Source organism: Nocardiopsis sp. TRM 82005, from assembly GCF_056312425.1.
In genome coordinates this window covers 138,709-158,564 of the sequence record NZ_JBWDTQ010000023.1, presented here as the reverse complement: position 1 = coordinate 158,564, position 19,856 = coordinate 138,709, and the positions used below count along the sequence as shown (strand labels likewise).

At 70.5% G+C, this 19,856-nt stretch carries 17 protein-coding genes; 10 read left to right on the top strand and 7 right to left on the bottom strand.

Annotation, left to right across the window (positions count from 1 at the left end; all coding sequences use genetic code 11):
* Positions 1-150 precede the first annotated feature (150 nt).
* Both AC0T5L_RS19215 and AC0T5L_RS19210 read left to right on the top strand, forming a co-directional pair.
* Positions 151-783, top strand: a complete 633-nt coding sequence (locus AC0T5L_RS19215; RefSeq protein ID WP_476166823.1) for a class I SAM-dependent methyltransferase — start codon at positions 151-153, stop codon at positions 781-783.
* A 257-nt stretch (positions 784-1,040) separates the two neighbouring features.
* Positions 1,041-4,616: a transglycosylase domain-containing protein gene (locus AC0T5L_RS19210; RefSeq protein ID WP_476166822.1), complete on the top strand. Its 3,576-nt coding sequence runs from the start codon at positions 1,041-1,043 to the stop codon at positions 4,614-4,616.
* A 185-nt stretch (positions 4,617-4,801) separates the two neighbouring features.
* Here AC0T5L_RS19210 and AC0T5L_RS19205 read toward each other — a convergent pair whose 3' ends face one another.
* The 4 genes from AC0T5L_RS19205 to AC0T5L_RS19190 all read right to left on the bottom strand — a co-directional run bounded on the left by AC0T5L_RS19205 (position 4,802) and on the right by AC0T5L_RS19190 (position 9,178).
* Positions 4,802-5,887, bottom strand: coding sequence for a prenyltransferase (locus tag AC0T5L_RS19205; protein WP_476166821.1), 1,086 nt, complete (start codon positions 5,885-5,887; stop codon positions 4,802-4,804).
* Positions 5,887-6,606: a class I SAM-dependent methyltransferase gene (locus AC0T5L_RS19200; RefSeq protein WP_476166830.1), complete on the bottom strand. Its 720-nt coding sequence runs from the start codon at positions 6,604-6,606 to the stop codon at positions 5,887-5,889. Before AC0T5L_RS19200 ends, AC0T5L_RS19205 begins: the two co-directional genes overlap by 1 nt.
* A gap of 59 nt (positions 6,607-6,665) precedes the next feature.
* Entirely contained in the window at positions 6,666-8,012 is a 1,347-nt protein-coding gene (locus AC0T5L_RS19195) for a glycosyltransferase family 4 protein (protein ID WP_476166820.1), read from the bottom strand.
* A gap of 137 nt (positions 8,013-8,149) precedes the next feature.
* Entirely contained in the window at positions 8,150-9,178 is a 1,029-nt protein-coding gene (locus AC0T5L_RS19190) for an MBL fold metallo-hydrolase (protein WP_476166819.1), read from the bottom strand.
* A gap of 367 nt (positions 9,179-9,545) precedes the next feature.
* Between AC0T5L_RS19190 and AC0T5L_RS19185 the strand changes: the two genes are divergently transcribed.
* On the top strand, positions 9,546-10,172 hold the full coding sequence (locus tag AC0T5L_RS19185) for a TetR family transcriptional regulator (protein ID WP_476166818.1): 627 nt from the start codon (positions 9,546-9,548) through the stop codon (positions 10,170-10,172).
* A gap of 202 nt (positions 10,173-10,374) precedes the next feature.
* On the opposite strand, the gene AC0T5L_RS19180 is transcribed toward AC0T5L_RS19185, so the two are convergent.
* Positions 10,375-10,626, bottom strand: a complete 252-nt coding sequence (locus AC0T5L_RS19180; protein WP_476166817.1) for an IS200/IS605 family accessory protein TnpB-related protein — start codon at positions 10,624-10,626, stop codon at positions 10,375-10,377.
* A gap of 483 nt (positions 10,627-11,109) precedes the next feature.
* On the opposite strand from AC0T5L_RS19180, the gene tnpA reads away from it, so the two are divergent.
* Positions 11,110-11,538: an IS200/IS605 family transposase gene (gene tnpA, locus AC0T5L_RS19175; protein ID WP_476166816.1), complete on the top strand. Its 429-nt coding sequence runs from the start codon at positions 11,110-11,112 to the stop codon at positions 11,536-11,538.
* Between the two features lie 156 nt (positions 11,539-11,694).
* Here the strand turns inward: tnpA and AC0T5L_RS19170 are convergent, their stop codons facing one another.
* A complete protein-coding gene (locus AC0T5L_RS19170; RefSeq protein ID WP_476166815.1) occupies positions 11,695-13,131 on the bottom strand; it encodes an RNA polymerase sigma factor in 1,437 nt (478 codons plus the stop codon).
* A gap of 138 nt (positions 13,132-13,269) precedes the next feature.
* Positions 13,270-14,268: a quinolinate synthase NadA gene (gene nadA, locus AC0T5L_RS19165; RefSeq protein WP_476166814.1), complete on the bottom strand. Its 999-nt coding sequence runs from the start codon at positions 14,266-14,268 to the stop codon at positions 13,270-13,272.
* A 136-nt stretch (positions 14,269-14,404) separates the two neighbouring features.
* Between nadA and AC0T5L_RS19160 the strand changes: the two genes are divergently transcribed.
* The 6 genes from AC0T5L_RS19160 to AC0T5L_RS19135 all read left to right on the top strand — a co-directional run bounded on the left by AC0T5L_RS19160 (position 14,405) and on the right by AC0T5L_RS19135 (position 19,690).
* On the top strand, positions 14,405-15,136 hold the full coding sequence (locus AC0T5L_RS19160) for an NUDIX hydrolase (protein WP_476166813.1): 732 nt from the start codon (positions 14,405-14,407) through the stop codon (positions 15,134-15,136).
* Positions 15,137-15,179: 43 nt separating this feature from the next.
* Positions 15,180-15,851, top strand: a complete 672-nt coding sequence (locus AC0T5L_RS19155) for an HAD family hydrolase (RefSeq protein ID WP_476166812.1) — start codon at positions 15,180-15,182, stop codon at positions 15,849-15,851.
* 136 nt (positions 15,852-15,987) lie between these two features.
* Positions 15,988-17,097 carry an ABC transporter ATP-binding protein gene (locus tag AC0T5L_RS19150; RefSeq protein WP_476166811.1) on the top strand — a complete coding sequence of 370 codons (1,110 nt, stop codon included), beginning with the start codon at positions 15,988-15,990 and terminating at the stop codon, positions 17,095-17,097.
* Complete coding sequence (locus AC0T5L_RS19145) at positions 17,097-17,927, top strand: ABC transporter permease (RefSeq protein ID WP_476166829.1); 831 nt, start codon at positions 17,097-17,099, stop codon at positions 17,925-17,927. The genes AC0T5L_RS19150 and AC0T5L_RS19145 overlap by 1 nt, the downstream gene beginning before the upstream one ends.
* Before the next feature lie 2 nt (positions 17,928-17,929).
* Positions 17,930-18,595, top strand: coding sequence for an ABC transporter permease (locus tag AC0T5L_RS19140; RefSeq protein ID WP_476166810.1), 666 nt, complete (start codon positions 17,930-17,932; stop codon positions 18,593-18,595).
* A 183-nt stretch (positions 18,596-18,778) separates the two neighbouring features.
* Positions 18,779-19,690: an ABC transporter substrate-binding protein gene (locus tag AC0T5L_RS19135; RefSeq protein WP_476166809.1), complete on the top strand. Its 912-nt coding sequence runs from the start codon at positions 18,779-18,781 to the stop codon at positions 19,688-19,690.
* Positions 19,691-19,856 lie beyond the last annotated feature (166 nt).

Sequence of the window (19,856 nt, the reverse complement as noted above, 5' to 3'; positions counted from 1 at the left end):
GGGAGAGTAGGTTGCTGCCACGGTTTTTCTTAAGGAGGGGAAGGGCTCTTTCGGGGTTCTTCTCCTCCTTTTTTGTGCCTGGGCTCGTGCATTTGTGATTTCGGGTGGGGGCATGCGAGGGCCGGTTTCGTCCGGTGGGACAATTTCCGCATGACGAAGACAATCCCCGCAGAACTCCTGGCCGCGGCTGAGGCCGCCAAGGGCTTCATGCCCACGGACGAAGGCACAGCCCTCTTCGAGGCCGCGGTCGCCCACGCGCACATCGGTCCGATCGTGGAGATCGGCACCTACTGCGGCAAGTCCACCGTCTTCCTGGGCGCCGCCGCCCGTGCGACCGGGACCAAGGTCCTCACCGTGGACCACCACCGGGGCTCGGAGGAGCACCAGGAGGGTTGGGAGTACCACGACGAGACCCTCGTTGACGGTGCCACCGGCAGGTTCGACACCCTCCCGCACTTCCGCCGCACGATCACCGAGGCGGGCCTGGACGAGGAGGTCATCGCGGTCGTCGGCCGCTCCGCCGACTTCGCCGGTGTCTGGGGGACTCCGCTCGGGATGGTCTTCATCGACGGCGGCCACAGCGAGGAGGCAGCCCAGAACGACTACGCGGGCTGGAGCCCCCACGTCGCCCCCGGAGGGGCCCTCGTTATTCACGACGTGTTCCCCAACCCTGAGGACGGCGGTCGCCCGCCCCACAACATCTACCGCAGGGCCCTGGACTCCGGGCTGTTCGGCGAGGTGCGCGTCGTCGGTTCGATGCGGGTCCTCGAACGCATCGCCTGATCGCCGGCCACGCACCTTTCCCGTCCGTACCACGGAGAAGTGACCGGGTTAACAGATAATCCGCCACACGCCCGGAGAGGGTAAGCCCTGGGTGAGAAGTGACGGTGAGGTTATTGCTTTGCCCTTGACATGGTTACGGGCGGGTATCGTGGTGCCGAGGGCGGAGCGATGGTGGCGTTATTCCCCGAGATACCGCTTCGGGCCTGACTCGGTTGAACGATCAGGGACACTCGCGCGTCAAATACCAGGACGGCACGGTGCCGGACGTGATTTGCCATGGGGGCGGGGAGCTGAGCGAGAACACACACGGCGAAGGCGGGGCGGGCGGACAGCGCCCCGTGACTGATGAGCCGGAGACCAGGAACACCTCTGCCGAAGAGCTGTCCGGCAGGACCGTCTCCGAGGATGGCGTGCCCGCTACCGACGGAGACCAGCCCACTTACGACACCCCTGGAGGAGACCAGGAACCAGGAGACCAACCGGAGCCGGAGTTCATCGGTCCGGTCAGCTTCAAGACCAGCGGGACCTTCTTCCGTGAGAGGGTCGCACGCAATCTCGCGGAGCAGGGATTCGACTCCGCCGAGGCAGATACCCGGGGCCAGGCGGCTTCTTCCGACGGGGTGTCCGCCGACGCTCCGTCCTCTCCGCCCACCGCCCCGGCTCAGGACAGCGCCCCTTCGGCCGACGGCTCCTTCACCGCCTCCCCAGCGGAGGAGCCTGATGCCCGCCCGGAGAGCACCGGTGAGGACGAGCCCTCCCACGGTGTTGAGGACGGATCCGTGAGCGAGGCGGCTGTGCCCTCCACCGCCGCCGGTACGGCTGGCACTGGTGAGCCCCCATCACCCGTGTCCGACCCGACCGAGCCCATCTCTCTCGACGCCGTCCGGGCCGAAGCCACGGCGGAGGAGACCTCCGGGACCGGAGCTTCCGAAACTCCGGAGTCCGCGGACGACGAGACCTGGCAGGACGGCACCGGATCCGTCGACGACGGTGCCGGGTCCGGCGAAGCAGAAGGCACGGCCGCGGACGTTTCCGAAACCGCTCCGACCGCTGCCGTGTCCGCCGATGCCGTCGCCGCAGCGGCGGCGGCCAGTTACGTACCCGGTACCGGGGAGGACGACGGCACCGAGTCCAACAGCTCCCCGCCGACCGAACCCCTCCCGGGCGCGGGGGACGAAGGCGTCACCGCCGCTGACGGTGACGACACCTCCCACCCGCGGGACGGTTCCGCCGCGGAGGACGCACGCGGAGGAGAGGACACACAGAGACCCGAAGCCAGGACCCCGGTGGCCGGGACGGTGGCCGACGTGCAGGCCTTCGAGTCCGCGCCTGCGGCCGAGGACTTCGGGGATGAGGACAGGACCCGTGCGCAGGAGGCGCCCGACGGGGCCTCCGCCGCCGAGACCGCCTCCCTGTGGCCCTCGCCGCGCCGCTTCTCGGACTACGCGACAGAGTCGCCCGACGCTGGTGAGCGGTCGGAGGAGACCCGCTCCGATGGCCTCGGTGCCGCCGATGCTGCCAGTACCGCCGGTCCCGGTGCGCCCCGGGACTCCCACGGCTCTCAGCAGGGGCCCACGGGGCCCGGCGGCCCCAAGGGACCGGCCGGCCCCGGAGGCACCGGGCCGGGCGGACCGAAGGGGCCGGGTGATCCCAAGGGGAAGAAGACGAGTAAACCCAAGAAGCCCCTGTGGTGGAGAATGCTCCGTTCCCTCCTCATCGTCACCGGCCTGTTCATCATCATCGCCTGTGGCACGTTCGTCTACCTCTACAACACGGTGGAGGTCCCGGACGCGGCCAAGGCCGACGCGCTCGAACAGGGATCGACCTTCTACTTCGCCGACGGCGAGACCGAGTTCGCCTATCGGGGCACTGACCGCGAGATCCTCTCCTACGAGGAGATGACCGCGGGCGGTGACCACGTCGTCGAGGCGGTCGTCTCCGCGGAGGACCGCGGTTTCTGGACCGAGCCCGGTGTGTCCGTGAGCGGTACGACCCGCGCGGTCTGGTCCACCGTCAGCGGCAAGCAGGTCCAGGGCGGCTCGACCATCACCCAGCAGATGGTCCGCAACTACTACGAGGGCGTCTCCCGAGAGGTGTCGATCACCCGCAAGATCCAGGAGATCATCATCTCCATCAAGGTGGACCAGAGCGAGTCGAAGGAGTGGGTGATGGAGCAGTACCTGAACACCATCTACTTCGGCCGCCGCGCCTACGGAGTCCAGGCCGCCGCCGAGGCGTACTACCACAAGGACGTCCAGGACCTGGACGCGGCGGAGTCCGCGTTCCTGTCCGCCGCCATCCAGCAGCCCTCCTACTTCGGCGAGGCGGACGTGGAGACCACCCCGGAGATGGAGCGCCGCTGGCAGTACGTCGTCAACGGCATGGTCACCACCGGTGCCATCACCCAGGCCGAGGCCGACGCGATGGAGTTCCCCGAGCCCGAGCCGGAGAAGCCCGTCAACGGCAGCGACCTGAGCGGCTACCGGGGCTACATGTACGAGGCCGTCATGCGGGAACTGGCGGACCTGGGCTACACCGAGGACCAGATCAACCGCCAGGGCTACACGATCGTCACCACGTTCGACCAGGACATGATGGACACCATGTACCGGACCATCGAGGAGACGATGGATCCGGAACAGCTGCCGGACGGTGTCAACGTGGGGGCGACCACCGTCGATCCCGCGACCGGCGGGGTACTGGCCTTCTACGGGGGGCACGACTACAACACCAACCAGTACGACAGCGCCCTGCTCGGCGGAGCGCAGGCCGGGTCGTCGTTCAAGCCCTACGTCCTGGCCACCGCGCTCAAACAGGGCTACAGCCTGAACAGCATGGTCGACGGCCGAGGACCACGGCACATCGCCGGGTCCGCGGAGCCGATCGAGAACGCCGGGAACGGACCCGGGGGCGTCATGTCGCTGATCCAGGCGACCCGTGTCTCCAACAACCTCGGCTACATCGAGTTGGCCATGGAGACGGGACAGGAGGAGGTCCGTGAGACCGCCTACGACCTGGGCGTGGCCGAGGGCAGCATCCTGGACAACCAGCTGGTGCCGACCATGGCGCTGGGTGTGAGCACGGTCCGGCCGGTGGACCAGGCCGGCGCCTACGCCACCTTCGCCAACGGCGGTGTGCACGTCGACACACACGTGATCGAGGAGATCCGCGACACCGAGGGCGAGGACGAGCGCCCCGAGGTCGAGAGCAACCGGGCCATCAGCGAGGACAACGCCGCGGACGTCACCTACGCGCTTGAGCAGGTCGTCAATGGCGGTACCGGTACCACCGCCAACATCGGCAGCCATCCGGTGGCGGGTAAGACCGGAACCACCACGGGCAGCGTGGCGGCCTGGTTCGTCGGCTACACCCCGCAGCTGTCCACGTCGGTGAGTGTCTACAGCGGGGACAACGAGAGCTTCACGGTGCCCGGCTACGGGGAGCTGTCCGGTGGAAGCCTGCCCGCGACGATGTGGCGGAACTACATGTCGGAGGCGATGTCCGGATACGAGTGGGAGGACTTCCCGCCCCCGGCCTACGCCGGGTCCACCCAGTACTGGGCGCCGGACCCGTCCACCCAGGAGCCGGACGAGCCGCCGCAGAACGACGGCCAGCAGCAGGAGACGGACGAGTCCGAGGACCAGACCGAGCAGCAGGACCCGGATATCCCCCTCGACCCCGAGCCGAACGACCCGGACCCCGGGATACCGAGTTTCCCCGGTACGGAGACCGACGAGAACGACGAGGGCGGTGGTGACGCCGACGGCGGTGACGGCGACGGCGGCGGCAACGAGTCCGAGATGCCTCCCGGACGCGGTGACGAGGACAGGTAGCCGCCGGAACGGTGGCGGATGGGCGAAGGGGCCCGGCGGCGCGCGCCGCCGGGCCCCTTCGCGGCGGCGGGCTTCCCGGCCTCGTGCCAGGTCATGTCGTGCGGACCGTTTCCGTGTCCGCGTCCCCGTGCCGCCCACGGAGGTCGGGCTCCGCCGGTGGACGCGGGGTACCCGCTGAACGCTCCCTAGCCGCCGGGGAGCTCGTCCCAGGTGTGCAGGAACACCCGTGAGCCCGGGGTGGTACCGGTGAGCGCGTCCACCGCCAGGATCACGGCGGCCGAGGTCCACGTACTGCGCTCCACCGGCCATCGCACCTGCTCGACGAACTGGTAGCCGGTCCAGTACACGCCGTCGTCGCCGTCGCGCAGGTGCTGCACGTCCCGCAGGAGGCCCACCCCCGCCTCGGTGTCGCCCATGGCGGCCAGGGCCATCACCAGCTCCGCTGACTCCGCCGCGGTGACCCACGGCTGGTCGCTCACACAGCGCACACCCAGCCCCGGGACCACGAACCGCTTCCAGCGCTCCCCGATCCGCTCCTTGGCGGCGGCGCCGCGCACGGCACCGCCGAGGACGGGGTAGAACCAGTCCATCGAGAAGCGGCCCCGGTCGGCGAACAGGTCCTCGCGCTCGCTGATGAGTACCGCGAGCCGGTCGGCGGCGGCCGTCCACGCCGGACGTTCGCGGCCCAGACGCGTGGCCAGGGCCGCACCGCAGCGCAGCGCGTGGTGCACACTCGCGCACACCGTCAGCAGCGCGTGGTCGCCCGGCGAACCGTCCTCCGAGCGTGCCCACAGGATCTCGCCGTGCTCACCGCGCAGGGCCATGACGAACTCCAGGCCCTCCTCGACCACCGGCCACATGTGCTCGGCGAAGGACGCGTCGCCCGTGACGAGCAGGTGGTGGAACAGTCCCACCGCCGGGTAGGAGGCGTGGTTGGCCTCGCGCAGCCGTGTGACGGGGACGCCCTGGCGGAGCTTGGCGGGCCACCCGCCACCGGGCGCGCGGTTCCCGGCCAGCCACAGGTAGGCGCGCCGGGCCGCCTCGGCGTGCCCGGGCACGTTCCGCCCGGTCACGGTCAGGGCCATGGCGCACTCGACGTGGTCCCACACGTCGGTGTGCCCGCCGGGGAACCAGGGGATCGCACCGTCGGCCTCCTGGCTGTGTACCAGGTAGGAGGCGGAGCGGTGCAGCTGGTCGGAGCTGAGCATGCCGGGCAGGTGTAGCGCCCTGGCGTCGTGCAGAAGCGGTGCGGGAGCGGGAGCGACAGCCATCAGGCGGCGTGCGGCTTTCGCACGTACACGACCACGCTCTTGCCGATGACCGGGTTGAGCAGGCGCTCGGCGACCCGGGTCACCCTCGGGGCCTTGAGCATGTCCCACACCAGCATCTCGTGGTACGCCTTGGCGAGGGGGTGGCCGTCGTTGTCGGTGCCCACCGCGCACTTGATCCACCAGTACGGCGCGTGCAGGGCATGCGCGTGGTGGTGCGGGCCGACCTCGAAGCCGGTGGCCTTGAGCTTGGCCTCCAGTTCGGCGCGCGTGTAGATGCGGATGTGTCCGCCCTCGTTGGTGTGGTAGTCCTCCGAAAGCGCCCAGCACAGCCGTTCGGGCAGGAAGCTGGGCACGGTGACCGCGGCGATGCCGCCCGGCCGCAGCACCCGCAGCAGCTCCGCCATCGCGGCGGTGTCGTGCGGGACGTGCTCGAAGATCTCGGCGGCGACCACCCGGTCGAAGCTGCCGTCGTCGAAGGGCATGTCGAGGGCGTCGCCCTTGACCGTCTCGGCCCGGGCCTCCTCTGGGGCCTCTCCCTCGTGGCGCATCGCGGCGAACATGGTCTCGACCTCGGCGAGGTCGGCGACGTTCTGGTCGAAGGCGGTGATGTCGGCTCCGCGGCGGTAGACCTCGAAGGAGTGGCGGCCGCCGCCGCAGCCCAGGTCGAGCACGCGGTCGCCGGGGCCGACGGGGAACAGGTTGAAGTCGACGGTGATCAGTGGAGGCTCCCTAGGGATCTGCGGACGCGTGGTGGTGGGTCAGCGCTCGGCCGGCCGGATCAGGCGCCGTTCGCGCGCGCCCGTACGGGCGCGGGACGCGTGTCGTCGCCAGCGGGCCTGGTCCCGCTGACGGTGTCGATGGTGGTGGCGTAGCGCTGCGCGGTCAGCTCGGCGACGGCTCTCCAGGTGAAGCGTTCCTGGACCCTTCTCCAGGCGGCGGCGCCCATACGCTCGCGCTCGGCGCCGTCGTCGAGCAGGGAGGCGAGGGCGTCGGCCAGGGCTTCGGGGTCGCCGGGGGGAACCAGGTGTCCGGCGTCGCCATCGGTGCCCACGACCTCGGGCAGGGCGCCGGCATGGCTCGCCACCAGGGGGGTTCCGCAGGCCATGGCCTCCACGGCTGGCAGGGAGAACCCCTCGTAGAAGGACGGGACGACCGCGACCTGGGCGCTGGCGACGAGCTCGGCCAGGGCGGTGTCGTCGATACCGCTGACGAACTCCACGCGATCGCGCAGGCTCAACTCGTCCACCAGCCGGTCGGTGGGGCCGCCGGGCTTGGGGCGGCTGACGATGGTCAGGGTGACGTCGCGCTCGGTGGCGAGCTTGGCGGCGGCGCGCAGCAGGACCGCCACGCCCTTGAGGGGGCTGTCGGCGCTGGCGGTGCACACGATGCGGCCGGGAACGCGATCCCGTTCGGGGCGCGGGTGGAAGTAGCGGGTGTCCACGCCCAGCGGGGTGACCTCCATGGCGGCGGGGTCGACGCCGAACTCGCGGGTGATGTCGTCGGCGGAGGACCGGGAGGGGACGAGGATCGGGTCGAGCTTGCGCGCCACCCTGGCCTGCATGCCCACGAACCCGTACCAGCGGCGCTTGGAGAGCTTCTGTAGGCCGCGGGCCTCGGCCAGCTCGATCCTGCGGTCCACGCTGATGGGGTGGTGGATGGTGGTGACCAGCGGCAGCCCCGCGGCGCGGACGCCGAGCAGGCCCCAGCCCAGGGTCTGGTTGTCGTGGACGACGTCGAAGTCGGCCAGGCGCCTTCGCAGCTCGCGGTTGGCGCGCAGGGAGAAGGTGAGGGGCTCGGGGAACCCGGCGGTCCACATGGTGGCGATCTCCAGGACGTCGATCCAGTCACGCCACTCGCGCACGTGCGGGGTGGCGAAGGGGTCGGCGTCGTTGTAGAGGTCCAGGGAGGAGATCTTCTCCAGGGCCACACCCTCGTCCAGCACGGGGTAGGGCTGGCCGGACAGGACCGTGACCTCGTGCCCCAGGGCGGCCAGTTCCCGCGACAGGTGGCGGACGTACACGCCCTGTCCGCCGACGTGCTGCTTGCTGCGGTAGGACAGCAGGGCGACGCGCAGGGGGCGCTCGGCGGAAGGCCGCGGGCTCGGTGTGGTGCCCGACTGGGTCAAGAGTCCACCTCTTCGTTGGGTCGCGGGCCCGGCCGCCGCCGGTGTGGACGCGGATGTTCGCCGGTGACAGGCGTGCGCGTCCATATGTTACTCGGCAGTTGGGTTCGGGTCGGCGTCGGGCTGGTTGGTAAGGGATCCTACGTCGGGCGGTGCGCTTCGGAGACGGTGGCCCAGCGTGGTATGTCGCCGTGCACGGTACGGCGGGCGAGGCCCCGTTCTTCGAGGAGCCGCAGGTGGGCGGCGGTCTCGGAAGCCGCCATATGCCGGGCATGGATGCGCATGCGGGCCCAGGAGCGTTTCCAGGCCAGGCCGGAGGTGATCTCCCACAGTGTGGCGGGGCCCCCGGCTAGGAGGGTGGCCATCTCGTCGAGCCGTTCCTCGTGGTGGGCCGTGATCTCCCGAGCGCGGGCGGCGAGGCCGGTGAAGCGGGCCTCGTGTGAGGGAAGGCACGCCAGGCGGTCGGCGTCGGGCAGGCGTCCGATAGCGGCCTGGGAGGCGAGGAAGGCGCCCAGGGGATCGCCGTCGGTGGACAGCAGCGGGAACTGGCCCACGTGAGGGGTGATGCGGGGCAGGACGTGGTCGCCGGTGAAGAGCTTTCCGCCGTCGGCCAGGTGCAGGCACATGTGGCCGGGGGTGTGGCCGGGCGTCCACACGGCGCGTAGGTCGCGGCCGGGCAGATCGACGGCCCCGCCGTCGGCCAGGGCCAGGTCGGGGACGGCGGGCGGGCTGATCAGGTTCGGGGCCTCCAGCAGGGTCCGGACGTCCTCCTCGGGGAATCCGGAGCGGCGCAGCTGGTCGGCGGTCCCGTCGAGGCGCTCCTGCGGGGGTGTGGCGTTCAGCCGCTCGGTGATCGCGATGTCGGCCGGGTGCATGGCGATCCAGGCGTCGGAGGCCTCGCGCAGGCGCCCGGCCAGACCGGAGTGGTCCGGGTGGAAGTGGGTGAGGACGGCGCCGCGGACCTCCGCGACGGTGTGCCCGGTCTGCTTGAGGCCGTGGGTGAGGGCTTCCCAGGACTCGTCGTGGTCCCAGCCGGTGTCGATGAGGACGGGGCCGCCGGAGCTGGCGAGGACGTAGACGTAGGTGAAGCCGAGGGGGTTGCCGGGGATGGGCACCGGCAAGCTCCAGACTCCGTCGCCGAGGGCCTCGACAGGGGGTGCGTCGGGCATGCGGGGGACGACCTCTCACTAGAAACCGAATCCGGTTCGATCCTAGGGTGTGGCCGGTCCCGAGGAGCGGGCGGGGGATCGAGAGGGGTGTGACGAAGCGGTCAGATCACGCTGATCGCAAGAATAAGAACATATTCTATAAAGCTGTTCAGGTGATCCGAAAACCTTGGTTCTCTTTTCGTATTGCTACTGCTACGTCGGGCGATGAGGCGAGAGTCATGGGTGAGGAGGACCGTGTGAAGGGGAAAACCTTGGATAACGTGTTCTCATAACGGTCGCCGTCCCGGCCGGGCGCCGACCACCACAACGGGTTCCAGCGCCGCGTGCGTGCAGACGGCGTGCGAGCTGACGACGAAGGGAAGATCCTGTGGCGGTGCAGGCGTCGAGCGGAACGATGTCGCGAAGTCAGACTCAGCGCCGCAAGCGCATCGTGCAGACGGCGGCCGCGCTGGCCGTGCGCGGTGGCGTCGACGCCATGCAGATGCGTTCGGTCGCCGAGCGCGCCGGGGTGGCCCTCGGCACGCTCTACCGGTACTTCCCCTCGAAGATGGACCTGGTCGTAGCGGTGGTCACCGAGGAGCTGGACCTGCTGGAAGGCGGTATCGTCCGGCATCCGCCCACCGCCGACACCGCCGCCGGGCGCGCCGTCGACGTCCTGCTGCGTGCCACGCGCGGCCTCATGCGCGAGCCCGAGCTGGCCGACGCGCTGGTGCGCTCGCTGATCATGGCCGAGGTCAAGATCGAGCTTGACGTGCGTATCTCCGACCTGGTGTGGCGGGTGGCCGTCGGCAGCCCGGAGGGCGCGGCCGGGGAGGACGGCGCCGCGGGTACCGATGTGGACCGCGACAGCACCGGTTACGTCCTGGCCGGCTCGCTCACCAGTGTGTGGATCTTCGAGCTCGTGGAGGTCCTCAAGGGCCGCCGCAACGTGGACGAGGTGGAACGGCGGCTGCACACCGCCGCCGAGCGGCTGCTCGCCCCGTTGTCAACCTGACCCGGCTCTGAAGGACCGGGCTTGGAGGTAGGGCACCACTGGCCGTGGTGTGGCCTTCTCCGCCCAGACACCCCTATGGGGCGGCAGGGACGCGTGACTCACGCCCCGCGATCCACGCAGCCTCGCCGCGGGCGGCGATCGTGCGGGAAGCGTTGCGGTCGGCGTGGGCAACGACCCCGCACGACCGGCAGACGAAGCGGGCCTAGCCGGCCCGGTTGCGCTTGTCGGCGTGATGGCATTCGGCGCGTTCCCGGCTGGTGTACGCCGGATCGACGTACACCAGCTGGACGCCCGCCCGGCGCGCCTTGTACTCAAGGAACCGTCCCAGCTGGGCGAAGGCCCAGGAGTGGAGCGTGACCCGTTGGGGCCTGCGGAGCCGTACCCTCTTCCGGATGCCGCCCAGGTCCTCCAGCGTCACGGTGGACGAGGTCGGCTTCGCCCTTGCGGTACTCACGCAGCGTCCTGAGCGCGTCGGGGGAGCACGCGAAGCGGACGCCGCGCAAGCGTCCGGCGGTGGTCCAAATGGAGACGGTCTGCGCGTCGTACTGCCAAGAAAGGCAGCGGTCATCAAATGGGTGCGCGGCCCCGGGCTGGAAGGCGATGGGCTTGGACCCGGCCTTGCGGCGGCGTTTCGATCCCGGCTTGCCGAGATTTCCGGCCCGCAGGTTCGCCTTCAGCGTGGTGTAGGCGTCGCGGACCTTCTTGATCGTGTGCTGCGCGGCCTGCGCCCCCCAGCCCACGGGACTTCAGCTCGGCACAGGTGTGCTTACGCAGCTCGTACTCACGCGGCACGCCATGCTCGAACGCCACGCCAGACACTCAGTTCGCGGCATCGTTGACCGCGTGCGGGGTCGCCAGGAGCGCGGCGGCCTAGTCGGCCTCCGGCATCAGCTTCACCTGCGTCACGATCTTCGCCGGATGATCTCAGCATTGACCTATGTCACCACGCTGGGAACCAAACCCCGGTATTCGCAGCGGTCGTACGGTCGTCTACCCCCTCCACGCGCACTTGGTCTTCACACCCAGGTACCGGCGGGGTCCCTTCACCGACGAGATCCTTCGCCGCTGCGAAGAGGTCATGCGTGCCGTCTGCGCCGACTTCGGAACCGAACTGGTCGAGTTCAACGGCGAGACCGACCACGTTCATCTCTTGGTGCACTACCCGCCCAAGGTCGCCCCGTCCCGGCTGGTCGGCTCGCTCAAGGGCGTCTCCGCCCGCAGGCTCAGACAGGAGTACCCCGGGCACGTCCGCAAGTACCTGTGGGGCGCGCACTTGTGGTCGCCCTCCTACTTCGCCGCCTCGTGTGGCGGAGCACCGCTGGCCATCATCAAGGAGTACATCGATCAGCAGAAACGTCCGTCGTAGCCTGCTGGGCAGAGCAGGCCAGAGAAGCGCTTCCTCCCGGGTGTGAACGCCCGGGGTTCCTCGCTAGATCCTGCTGAACGGTGCTTTCGCGGAGCTCAGCTCCGTGCCGGGTGAGAGCCCCGGCCCGGATCCGTCCGACGGACGGGGCGACCGGCGTCAGCCACCGCCGAAGAACAGCCCCAACAGCCCGTCGAACAGGCCTTCTTCGCCCTCGTCGCCGTCGTCGGACCCCTCATCGGACTGGTCGCCGGGGGCGCCGTCGTCTCCGTGACCCTCTTCGCCGGGAGACTCGGAGCCGTCGTCGGACCCGCCGCCGTCGGAGGGCGGGTCCACATCCTCGGCGGGCGGCGCGGGTTCGGTGCCCGGCGTGGGCGGCTCCCGCCCCGTGTCCTCCTCAGGCTCCGGCCCGGCGGTGGCCTCCTGGCCCGGCGGCTCCGGCGACCTCGGCGGTGCGCCGGTGGAAACGGTGGTCGGTCCGGCCTCCGGCTTGGCGTCGGAGGAGGTAGCGGCCGCCTCCATCTCCGACACCAGCGGGTTGCGCTCGGCCTCCTCCGGTTCGATGCCGATGATCGCGGACGGGCCGCCTATCGCGCTCGCCCACGCCCACAGCCCGACTGCCACCACGACCGTGGCCAGTCCGGAGACGGCGGGCAGCGGCCAGCGGTGCCGGGAGGCCCGGTCCTCGTCCGTGGGGACGGTGTCGGGGCCGGCCAGTTCGGCGACCGCCTCCTCGCGCACGGGATGGTCTCGGGTGGTCACCCGGTCGCCGGGCAGGGCGCGCGGCGGCGGTTCGGGGCCGGTGGCCTCGGCGGCCTGCTCAGGCTCCCCGGCGGCGCGGGCGCGGTGCAGGGGGTACCCCTCACTGGTGAGCGGGCGCATCTGCGCCGCGACGCGCTCGCGGACCGCGGCCAGTTCGGGATCCAGGCAGGTGCGCACGACCCTCTCGCGCAGGCCCGGCGGCGGGCCGGGAGGGCGCAGCAGGGACAGAGCGCGCGAGACGTGGTCGACCCGGGCCCTCCACCGCGTTGATCCGGGATTCCCGGCGGCGTCGGGGATGTCGGCGTCCGGACCGGCTGTTCCGTTGGCGCTCCCCGGCGCGCCGGCGTGGTCTCCGGAACCGCCTGGGGTCTCCTCCGTCAGGCTCTCGGCGGCGCGGCGGATCGCCGAACGTGACAGTTCGCCGCAGATCTGGGGGTCCAGGCCCAGCACGCGCGCGACCGCCGAGGTGGCCAGGGCGTGCCGCAGGTTCAGCTCGACCAGCTCTCGGTGGCTGGCGGGCAGCCGGGAGAACATGCGGGCCACTGGTTCCTCGGCGGGCACCGTGGCCAGCCTGGTGTAGGGGCTCACATGCACCAGGCCGCGCCGCTGGCAGGCCGAACGGACCAGGGCGTACAGCCAGGGCCCGCGGTCGGCCGGATCGGCGCGCCTGGACTCAAGGAGCACACCGGCGACCAGGCCTTCGTGTACGGCCTCGGCCACCTGTTCGTCCTCGTCGCCCAGCAGCGACCAGGCGTACCGGTACAGAGGCGGCGCGAACGCGTCGTAGAGCGCCTCGACCGCTGCCGCTTCGTCTCCTTCGTTCCCTGTGGTCACACTTCTCCCCCCGCCTTTCCCGTGACGGTAGCGAGGGGAGCCCCGGAGCGTGGGTGAAATAGTGACCTGTGTCCTGAAGGTAAGAGTTCTGTAACCGTTAGTTCGACGGAGTGTGGACCCCCGTCGCCGGAGCGGGGACTACTCTCCGCCCCGCGACGGCGAGCCGATGGCGACCATCCGTTCGACGGAGCGGCGGGCGCGCTCGGTGGTGTCGGCGTCGATGGTGATCTCGGTCGTGCCGAACCGCAGCGAGTCCAGCAGTTTGTCGGCGTTGATCATCTTCATGTAGTGGCACTCGGCGCGCGAGTTGACCGCCTCGAAGCTCGTGGCGGAGTTGGCGTTGCGCAGCTGGTGCAGCATGCCGGTCTCGGTCGCGATGAGCACCTTGTCGGCGGTGGTGTTCTCCGCGGCGGTGAGCATGCCGCCGGTGGAGAGGACCTTCACGCGATCCTGCGGGACGGCGCCGCTGCCCACGAGGTAGAGGGCGGAGGTGGCGCAGCCGCACTCGGGGTGGACGTAGACCTCGGCGTCGGGCTCGGCGGCGACCCGCTCGCGCAGGGTGTGGCCGTCGATCCCGGCGTGTACGTGGCACTCACCCATCCACACGTGGATGTTCTCGCGTCCGGTGATCCGCTTGACGTGGGCGCCGAGGAACTGGTCGGGCAGGAAGAGGATCTCGCGGTCCTCGGGGATGGAGCGGATGACGTCCGCGGCGTTGGAGGAGGTGCAGCAGATGTCGGTCTCGGCCTTGACCGCGGCTGTGGTGTTGACGTAGGCGACCACGACCGCGCCGGGGTGCTCGGCCTTCCAGGCGCGCACGTCATCGGCGGTGATGGTGTCGGCCAGCGAGCACCCGGCGTTGGGGTCGGGCAGCAGGACGGTCTTCTCCGGGGCGAGAATCTTGGCGGTCTCGGCCATGAAGTGCACGCCGCAGAAGACAATGGTGCTGGCGTCGACGCTGGCGGCCAGGCGGGACAGCGCCAGGGAGTCGCCCGTGTGGTGGGCGACGTCCTGGATTTCCGGGCGCTGGTAGTTGTGCGCGAGGATGACAGCGTCGCGCTCCTTCGCCAGGCGGTGGACCTCGTCGGCCCATTCCTGCCTGGTCATGGTGTCCGCCGTCGCGGTGACCGGTGCCATGTCCAATTACTTCCTTGAGGCTGTGGGCACGTCGCACGGGCGCCGTGCCGGGGAAGGTTCGATGCGGGTGAACAAGTTTTTGTCTGTCAGGCACAAACCTCTTGCAGCTTAACATGACGGGAACGGAAGGGACAGGTTGGACATCCCTGAAGAAAACGGACAGGCTTCGACGCCCGTCTGCACCGCGGCGGACCACGCGGAGCTCTCGGTGCACGAGGCGCTCGCGGTCGTGCTCCAGATCCGCGCCGGAGAACTGTGCGTACTGCTGTGGCGCAGGGCCCTGCCGCCCTGCGAGGGGGCGTGGGCACTGCCCGGCGGCAGGCTCGGTCGCGGGGAGAACCTGGGCGCCTCCATCCGGCGCCAGCTCGCCCAGAAGGTGGATGTGAGAGATCTGTCACACCTGGAGCAGCTGGAGACACGCAGCGACCCAGGCCGGGTCCCAGGGCGCCGCGCCCTGGCCACCGCCTACCTGGGCCTGGTCCCGGCCGACGTCGACCCGGTCGTGCCTGGCGACACCGGCTGGCAGCCGGCCGCGCAGCTGCCGCCCATGGCCTTCGACCACGCCTCCATCGTCCGTTCCGGACGCCAGCGGCTGCGTGCCAAGCTCAGCTACACCAACGTGGGGTTCGCGCTCGCGCCGCCTGAGTTCACGATGTCGGAGCTGTCCGGCTATTACCGGGCCGCCCTGGGCCACGACGTGGCCGCGACCAACCTGCGCCGTGTCCTGCTGCGCCGGGGGCAGATCGAGGAGACCGGCCGCTCGGTGCCCTCCGGCCGCTCCGGAGGCCGGCCCGCCGCTCTCTTCCGCTTCCGCGGCCGGAGCCTGGAGATCACCGACGCCTTCGCCGTACTGCGGCCGCCCGGCTGAGCCCGCCCGGAACTGTTGCGGGCGGCTTGTAAACTCCCTGATCGTGGCAATTCGTACTGTGGTGTTCGACGTTGGCGAGACCCTTGTCGACGAGACGCGGATCTTCGCGCGCTGGGCCGACCGCTTCGGCATCCCGCACATGGCTTTCTTCGGCACCATCGGCGCCGTGCTCGCCTCCGGCGGGACCCTCACCGAGGGCTTCCGGCTGCTTGTGCCCGGGTTCGACCTCGCGGCCGAGAGCGCCCGCTGGTGCGCCGAGGACCCCGGCGGCGAGCGCGAGCACTTCGGCGAACGCGACCTCTACCCCGACGTGCGCCCCGCCTTCAAAGCCATGCGCGAGTCCGGCCTGTCCCTGGTCATCGCGGGCAACCAGCCGCCCGAGGCCGGTCCCACCCTGACCGCCATGGAGCTGGGCGTCGACGGCATCGGCATCTCCGACGACTGGGGCGTCAAGAAGCCCGAGCCCGAGTTCTTCGACCGCGTCCTGTCCCTGGTACGGGACACCCGCCCCGGCATCGCCTCCGAGGAGATCCTCTACGTCGGCGACCGCGTCGACAACGACGTCCTGCCCGCCCTCCGAGCCGGGATGCGCACCGTCCTGCTGCGCCGGGGCATCTACGGCTACCGCCACGCCGCCACCCGGGACGCGGCGCGGGCCGACGCCGTCCTGGACGATCTGCACCAGCTCACCGACTGGATCGCCCGCCAGAGCTGAACGGCCCCGCCCCCGGGGCCCGACACGGTCGCGGCCGAGACCCTACGGCCTGATCGGCGGGTACACGGGTAACGTTGCACGGCCCGACCTCGCCACACCCTCACCTTCCGGTCCCCGAACGGAGACGAACCGGCCGATGATCACATTCGAGGGCGCAGCCAAGCTCTATCCCGACGGCACCGTGGCCGTCGACGGCCTGGACCTCACCGTCGAGAGCGGGCAGACCACGGTCTTCGTGGGCCCCTCCGGAAGCGGCAAGACCACGTCGCTGCGGATGATCAACCGCATGGTCGAGCCCACCGGCGGCGCCGTCCTCATCGACGGCCAGGACGTGCGTCAGCGAGACCCGGCCGCGCTGCGCCGCTCCATCGGCTACGTCATCCAGCAGGCCGGGCTCTTCCCGCACCGCACCGTGCGCGACAACATCGCGACCGTGCCCCTGCTGCTCGGCTGGGGGCGGGCCAGGGCCAGGGCGCGCGCCGCCGAGCTCATGGCACTGGTCGGACTCGAACCCTCCCAGGCCAGGCGCTATCCCCACCAGCTCTCCGGAGGCCAGCAGCAGCGCGTCGGCGTCGCCCGCGCTCTGGCCGCCGACCCGCCGATCCTGCTCATGGACGAGCCCTTCAGCGCCGTGGACCCCGTCGTGCGCGCCAGCCTCCAGGACGAGCTCCTGCGCCTCCAGGAGGAGCTGCGCAAGACCATCGTCTTCGTCACCCACGACATCGACGAGGCCGTCCGCCTCGGCGACCGCATCGCCGTCTTCCGGCCCGGCGGACGGCTCGCCCAGTACGACAGCCCCGAACGGCTCCTGGCCGAGCCACGCGACGCCTTCGTCGAGTCCTTCGTCGGCTACGACCGGGGCGTGCGGCGCCTGTCGTTCTTCCCCGCCAGGGAGCTGTCGCTGCGCGAGGACGTCGTCTTCGGCGACGACACCAGCGCGGGCACCGCGGCCGCTTCCGTGCGCGGCGAACCGTGGGTGCTGGTGGTCACCGGCGACCGCGCGCCCCTGGGCTGGATCAGCACCGGGAAACTGGCCCGCGTGCCCACGGGCGCCACCCTGGGCTCGCTCGGACTCGTCTCGTACGGACACACCTTCGCTGCCGACACCGACTCCCTGCGCGCCGCCCTGGACGCCGCGGTGCTCTCGCCCGCCGGCCGCGCGGTCGGCGTCGATGCCGACGGACGTGTGGTCGGCGTGGTCTCCCAGGACGACCTGGGATCGGCCCTGTGGTCGGTGACCGAGTGATCGCCGAGGCATGGGACTGGCTCACGCGCGTCACCGAGTGGGGCGCGGAGAACTGGAGCTATCCCGGCGAGCCCGATCGCGGCGTCCTGTCCCGCCTGACCGAGCACATGCGGCTGTCCTACCTGTCCATCATCATCGGGCTGGTGCTGGCCCTGCCCCTGGGGCTGGCGTGCGTGCGCTGGAAACCCCTGTACCCGCCGGTGCTGACGGGGGTGAACGTGCTCTACGCGGTGCCCTCCATCGCGCTGTTCTTCCTCATGCTGCCCTACACCGGGTTCAGCGACTGGACGGCCGTCGTGCCGCTGGCCCTGTACACCCTGGTGATCCTGCTGCCCAACGTGGTGGACGGGCTGCGCCAGGTCCCCGACCACGTCCGCCAGGCCGCCGTCGCCATGGGCTTCGGCCCCCTGCGCCGCCTGGTGTACGTGGAGACGCCTGTGGCCGTGCCGGTGATCATCGCGGGGCTGCGCGTGGCGTCGGTGGCCACCATCAGCATGGTCAGCGTCGCCTCACTGGTGGGCCTGGGCGGGCTGGGCCAGCTCATCCTCAGTGACGGGTTCCGCCGCCAGTTCGACGCGCCCATCGTCGTCGGCATCGTGCTCACCGTCCTGCTGGCGCTGATCACCGACACCGTGCTCGTGCTCGCCCAGCGCCTGCTCACCCCGTGGACGCGCCAGGGCGGAGGCGGTCTCCTACGCCGACGGCGCCGTGCCGCCGCGCCCACCGGGGCCGCGGCGGGCGCCGCGGGTCCCGAGGCCGCGGACGCCACTCGGGCACGGCACCTCTCCGGGACCGGGCACGGCCCCGAGCACACGGCGGAGGAGAGGTAGCCGTGGACGTCCTGAACGACCTGCTCGCGTGGTTCGCCGACCCGGCCCAGTGGACCGGGAGCGCGGGTATCCCCGCGCGCATGGGCGAGCACGTCTACTACTCGCTGCTCGGACTGCTGGTGTCCGCCGCCGTCGCCGTCCCCCTGGGGCTGCTCACCGGACACACCGGCGTGGGCGGTTTCCTCACCACCAGCATCGCCAACTTCGCGCGCGCCCTGCCCACCATCGGTGTCCTGTTCCTCATCGTGCTGGCCGCCGGGATCGGGCTCGTCCCGGTCCTGTGCGCACTGGTGGCGCTGGCCGTCCCGCCGATCCTCGTCAACACCCACGAGGGCGTACGCGGGGTCGAGCCACGGCTCCGGGACGCCGCGTTCGGCATGGGCATGCGCGGTCACCAGGTACTGCTGCGGCTCGAACTGCCCGTGGCCGTCCCGCTCATCCTCATCGGGATGCGCACCGCCGCCGTCCAGGTGGTCGCGACCGCGACCATCGCCGCGTACGTGGGCGTGGGCGGTTTCGGGCGCTACATCGTTGACGGCCAAGCCCGTCAGGACCTGTCGATGATGCTGGGCGGGTCGGTGCTGGTGGTGCTCCTCGCGGTTCTCACCACGCTCCTGTTCGCCGGGCTGCGGCGTCTCCTCGTCGCTCCCGGACTGCGCGTTTCCTAGCGTGCCGGCCGCAAGTGTGAGAAGGCACAGGACACCCGCCGGGAGTAGCACGGCACCGGTCGGGCACACACTGGACTCGTTGGCCCCGCCCCACCAGCCGGCCGCCATCAGCATGGCGTGCGGGGACGGCTGGTGCGGGGCACCGCATCCGTTCACGAAGTACTGAGAGAGAAGGTTCGGAACATGCACACGAGGCTCGCCCTCATCGGGCTTCCCCTGACAGCGGTGCTTCTGACCGCGTGCGGCGGCAGCAACCCCTACGAAGAGGAGGAGGGCGCCGGCGACGGTTCGGGCGCCGGCGGCGAGGTCGTCATCGGCTCCGCTGACTTCCCCGAGAGCACCCTGCTCGCCGAGATCTACGGCCGTGCCATGGAGGCCGAGGGGGTGGACGTCACCTACCAGCTCAACATCGGCAGCCGCGAGGTCTACTACTCCCAGATCGAGTCCGGGAACCTGTCGGTCTTCCCCGAGTACAACGGTGCGATCCTGGCCTACCTCGATGAAGGAGCGCCCACCGGCAGCGGCGAGGAGACCAGCCAACGGGTGGCCGAGGCGCTGCCCGAGGGCCTGGAGATCCTGGACTCCTCCAGCGCCGAGAACAAGGACTCGGTCACCGTCACCGGCGAGACCGCCGAGGAGCACGACCTCAGCAGCCTTGAGGACCTGGCCGACGTCGCGGGCGAGATGACCCTGGGCGGCCCGCCGGAGTTCGAGACGCGCCAGCAGGGCGTGGCGGGCCTGGCCGACGTCTACGGTGTCGAGTTCGGCGAGTTCCGCTCCCTGGAGGTGGCACTGCTGGCTCAGGCGCTCCTGGAGGACGACGTCCAGGCCGCGAACCTGTTCACCACCGATCCGCAGATCGCGGCGGAGGACCTCGTGGTCCTGGAGGACCCGGAGAACCTGTTCGGCGCCCAGAACGTCACCCCGCTGGTCAACGGCGATCAGGTGGACGACACCGCCCGTGCCGCCCTGAACGCGGTTTCGGCCGCACTCACGACCGAGGCCCTCACACAGCTCAACGAGCGTGTGGTCGTCCAGAACGAGAACGCCGCCGAGGTGGCCCAGGAGTGGCTGGAGCAGGAGAGCCTGGCCTAGGTCGTGTTTTTGAATCATTTCGGGCTCGCGTCCACCGGGCTGCCTCTCGCTACGCCTCTGCGCTCGTGAAGCACGACCAGGCTGAACTTCGCACATCGTCTTGCGAGAGATGGCCCGGACGGCCGCTCACTGACCCGAAAGCCTTCTAAAAACACTCCCTAGGTGC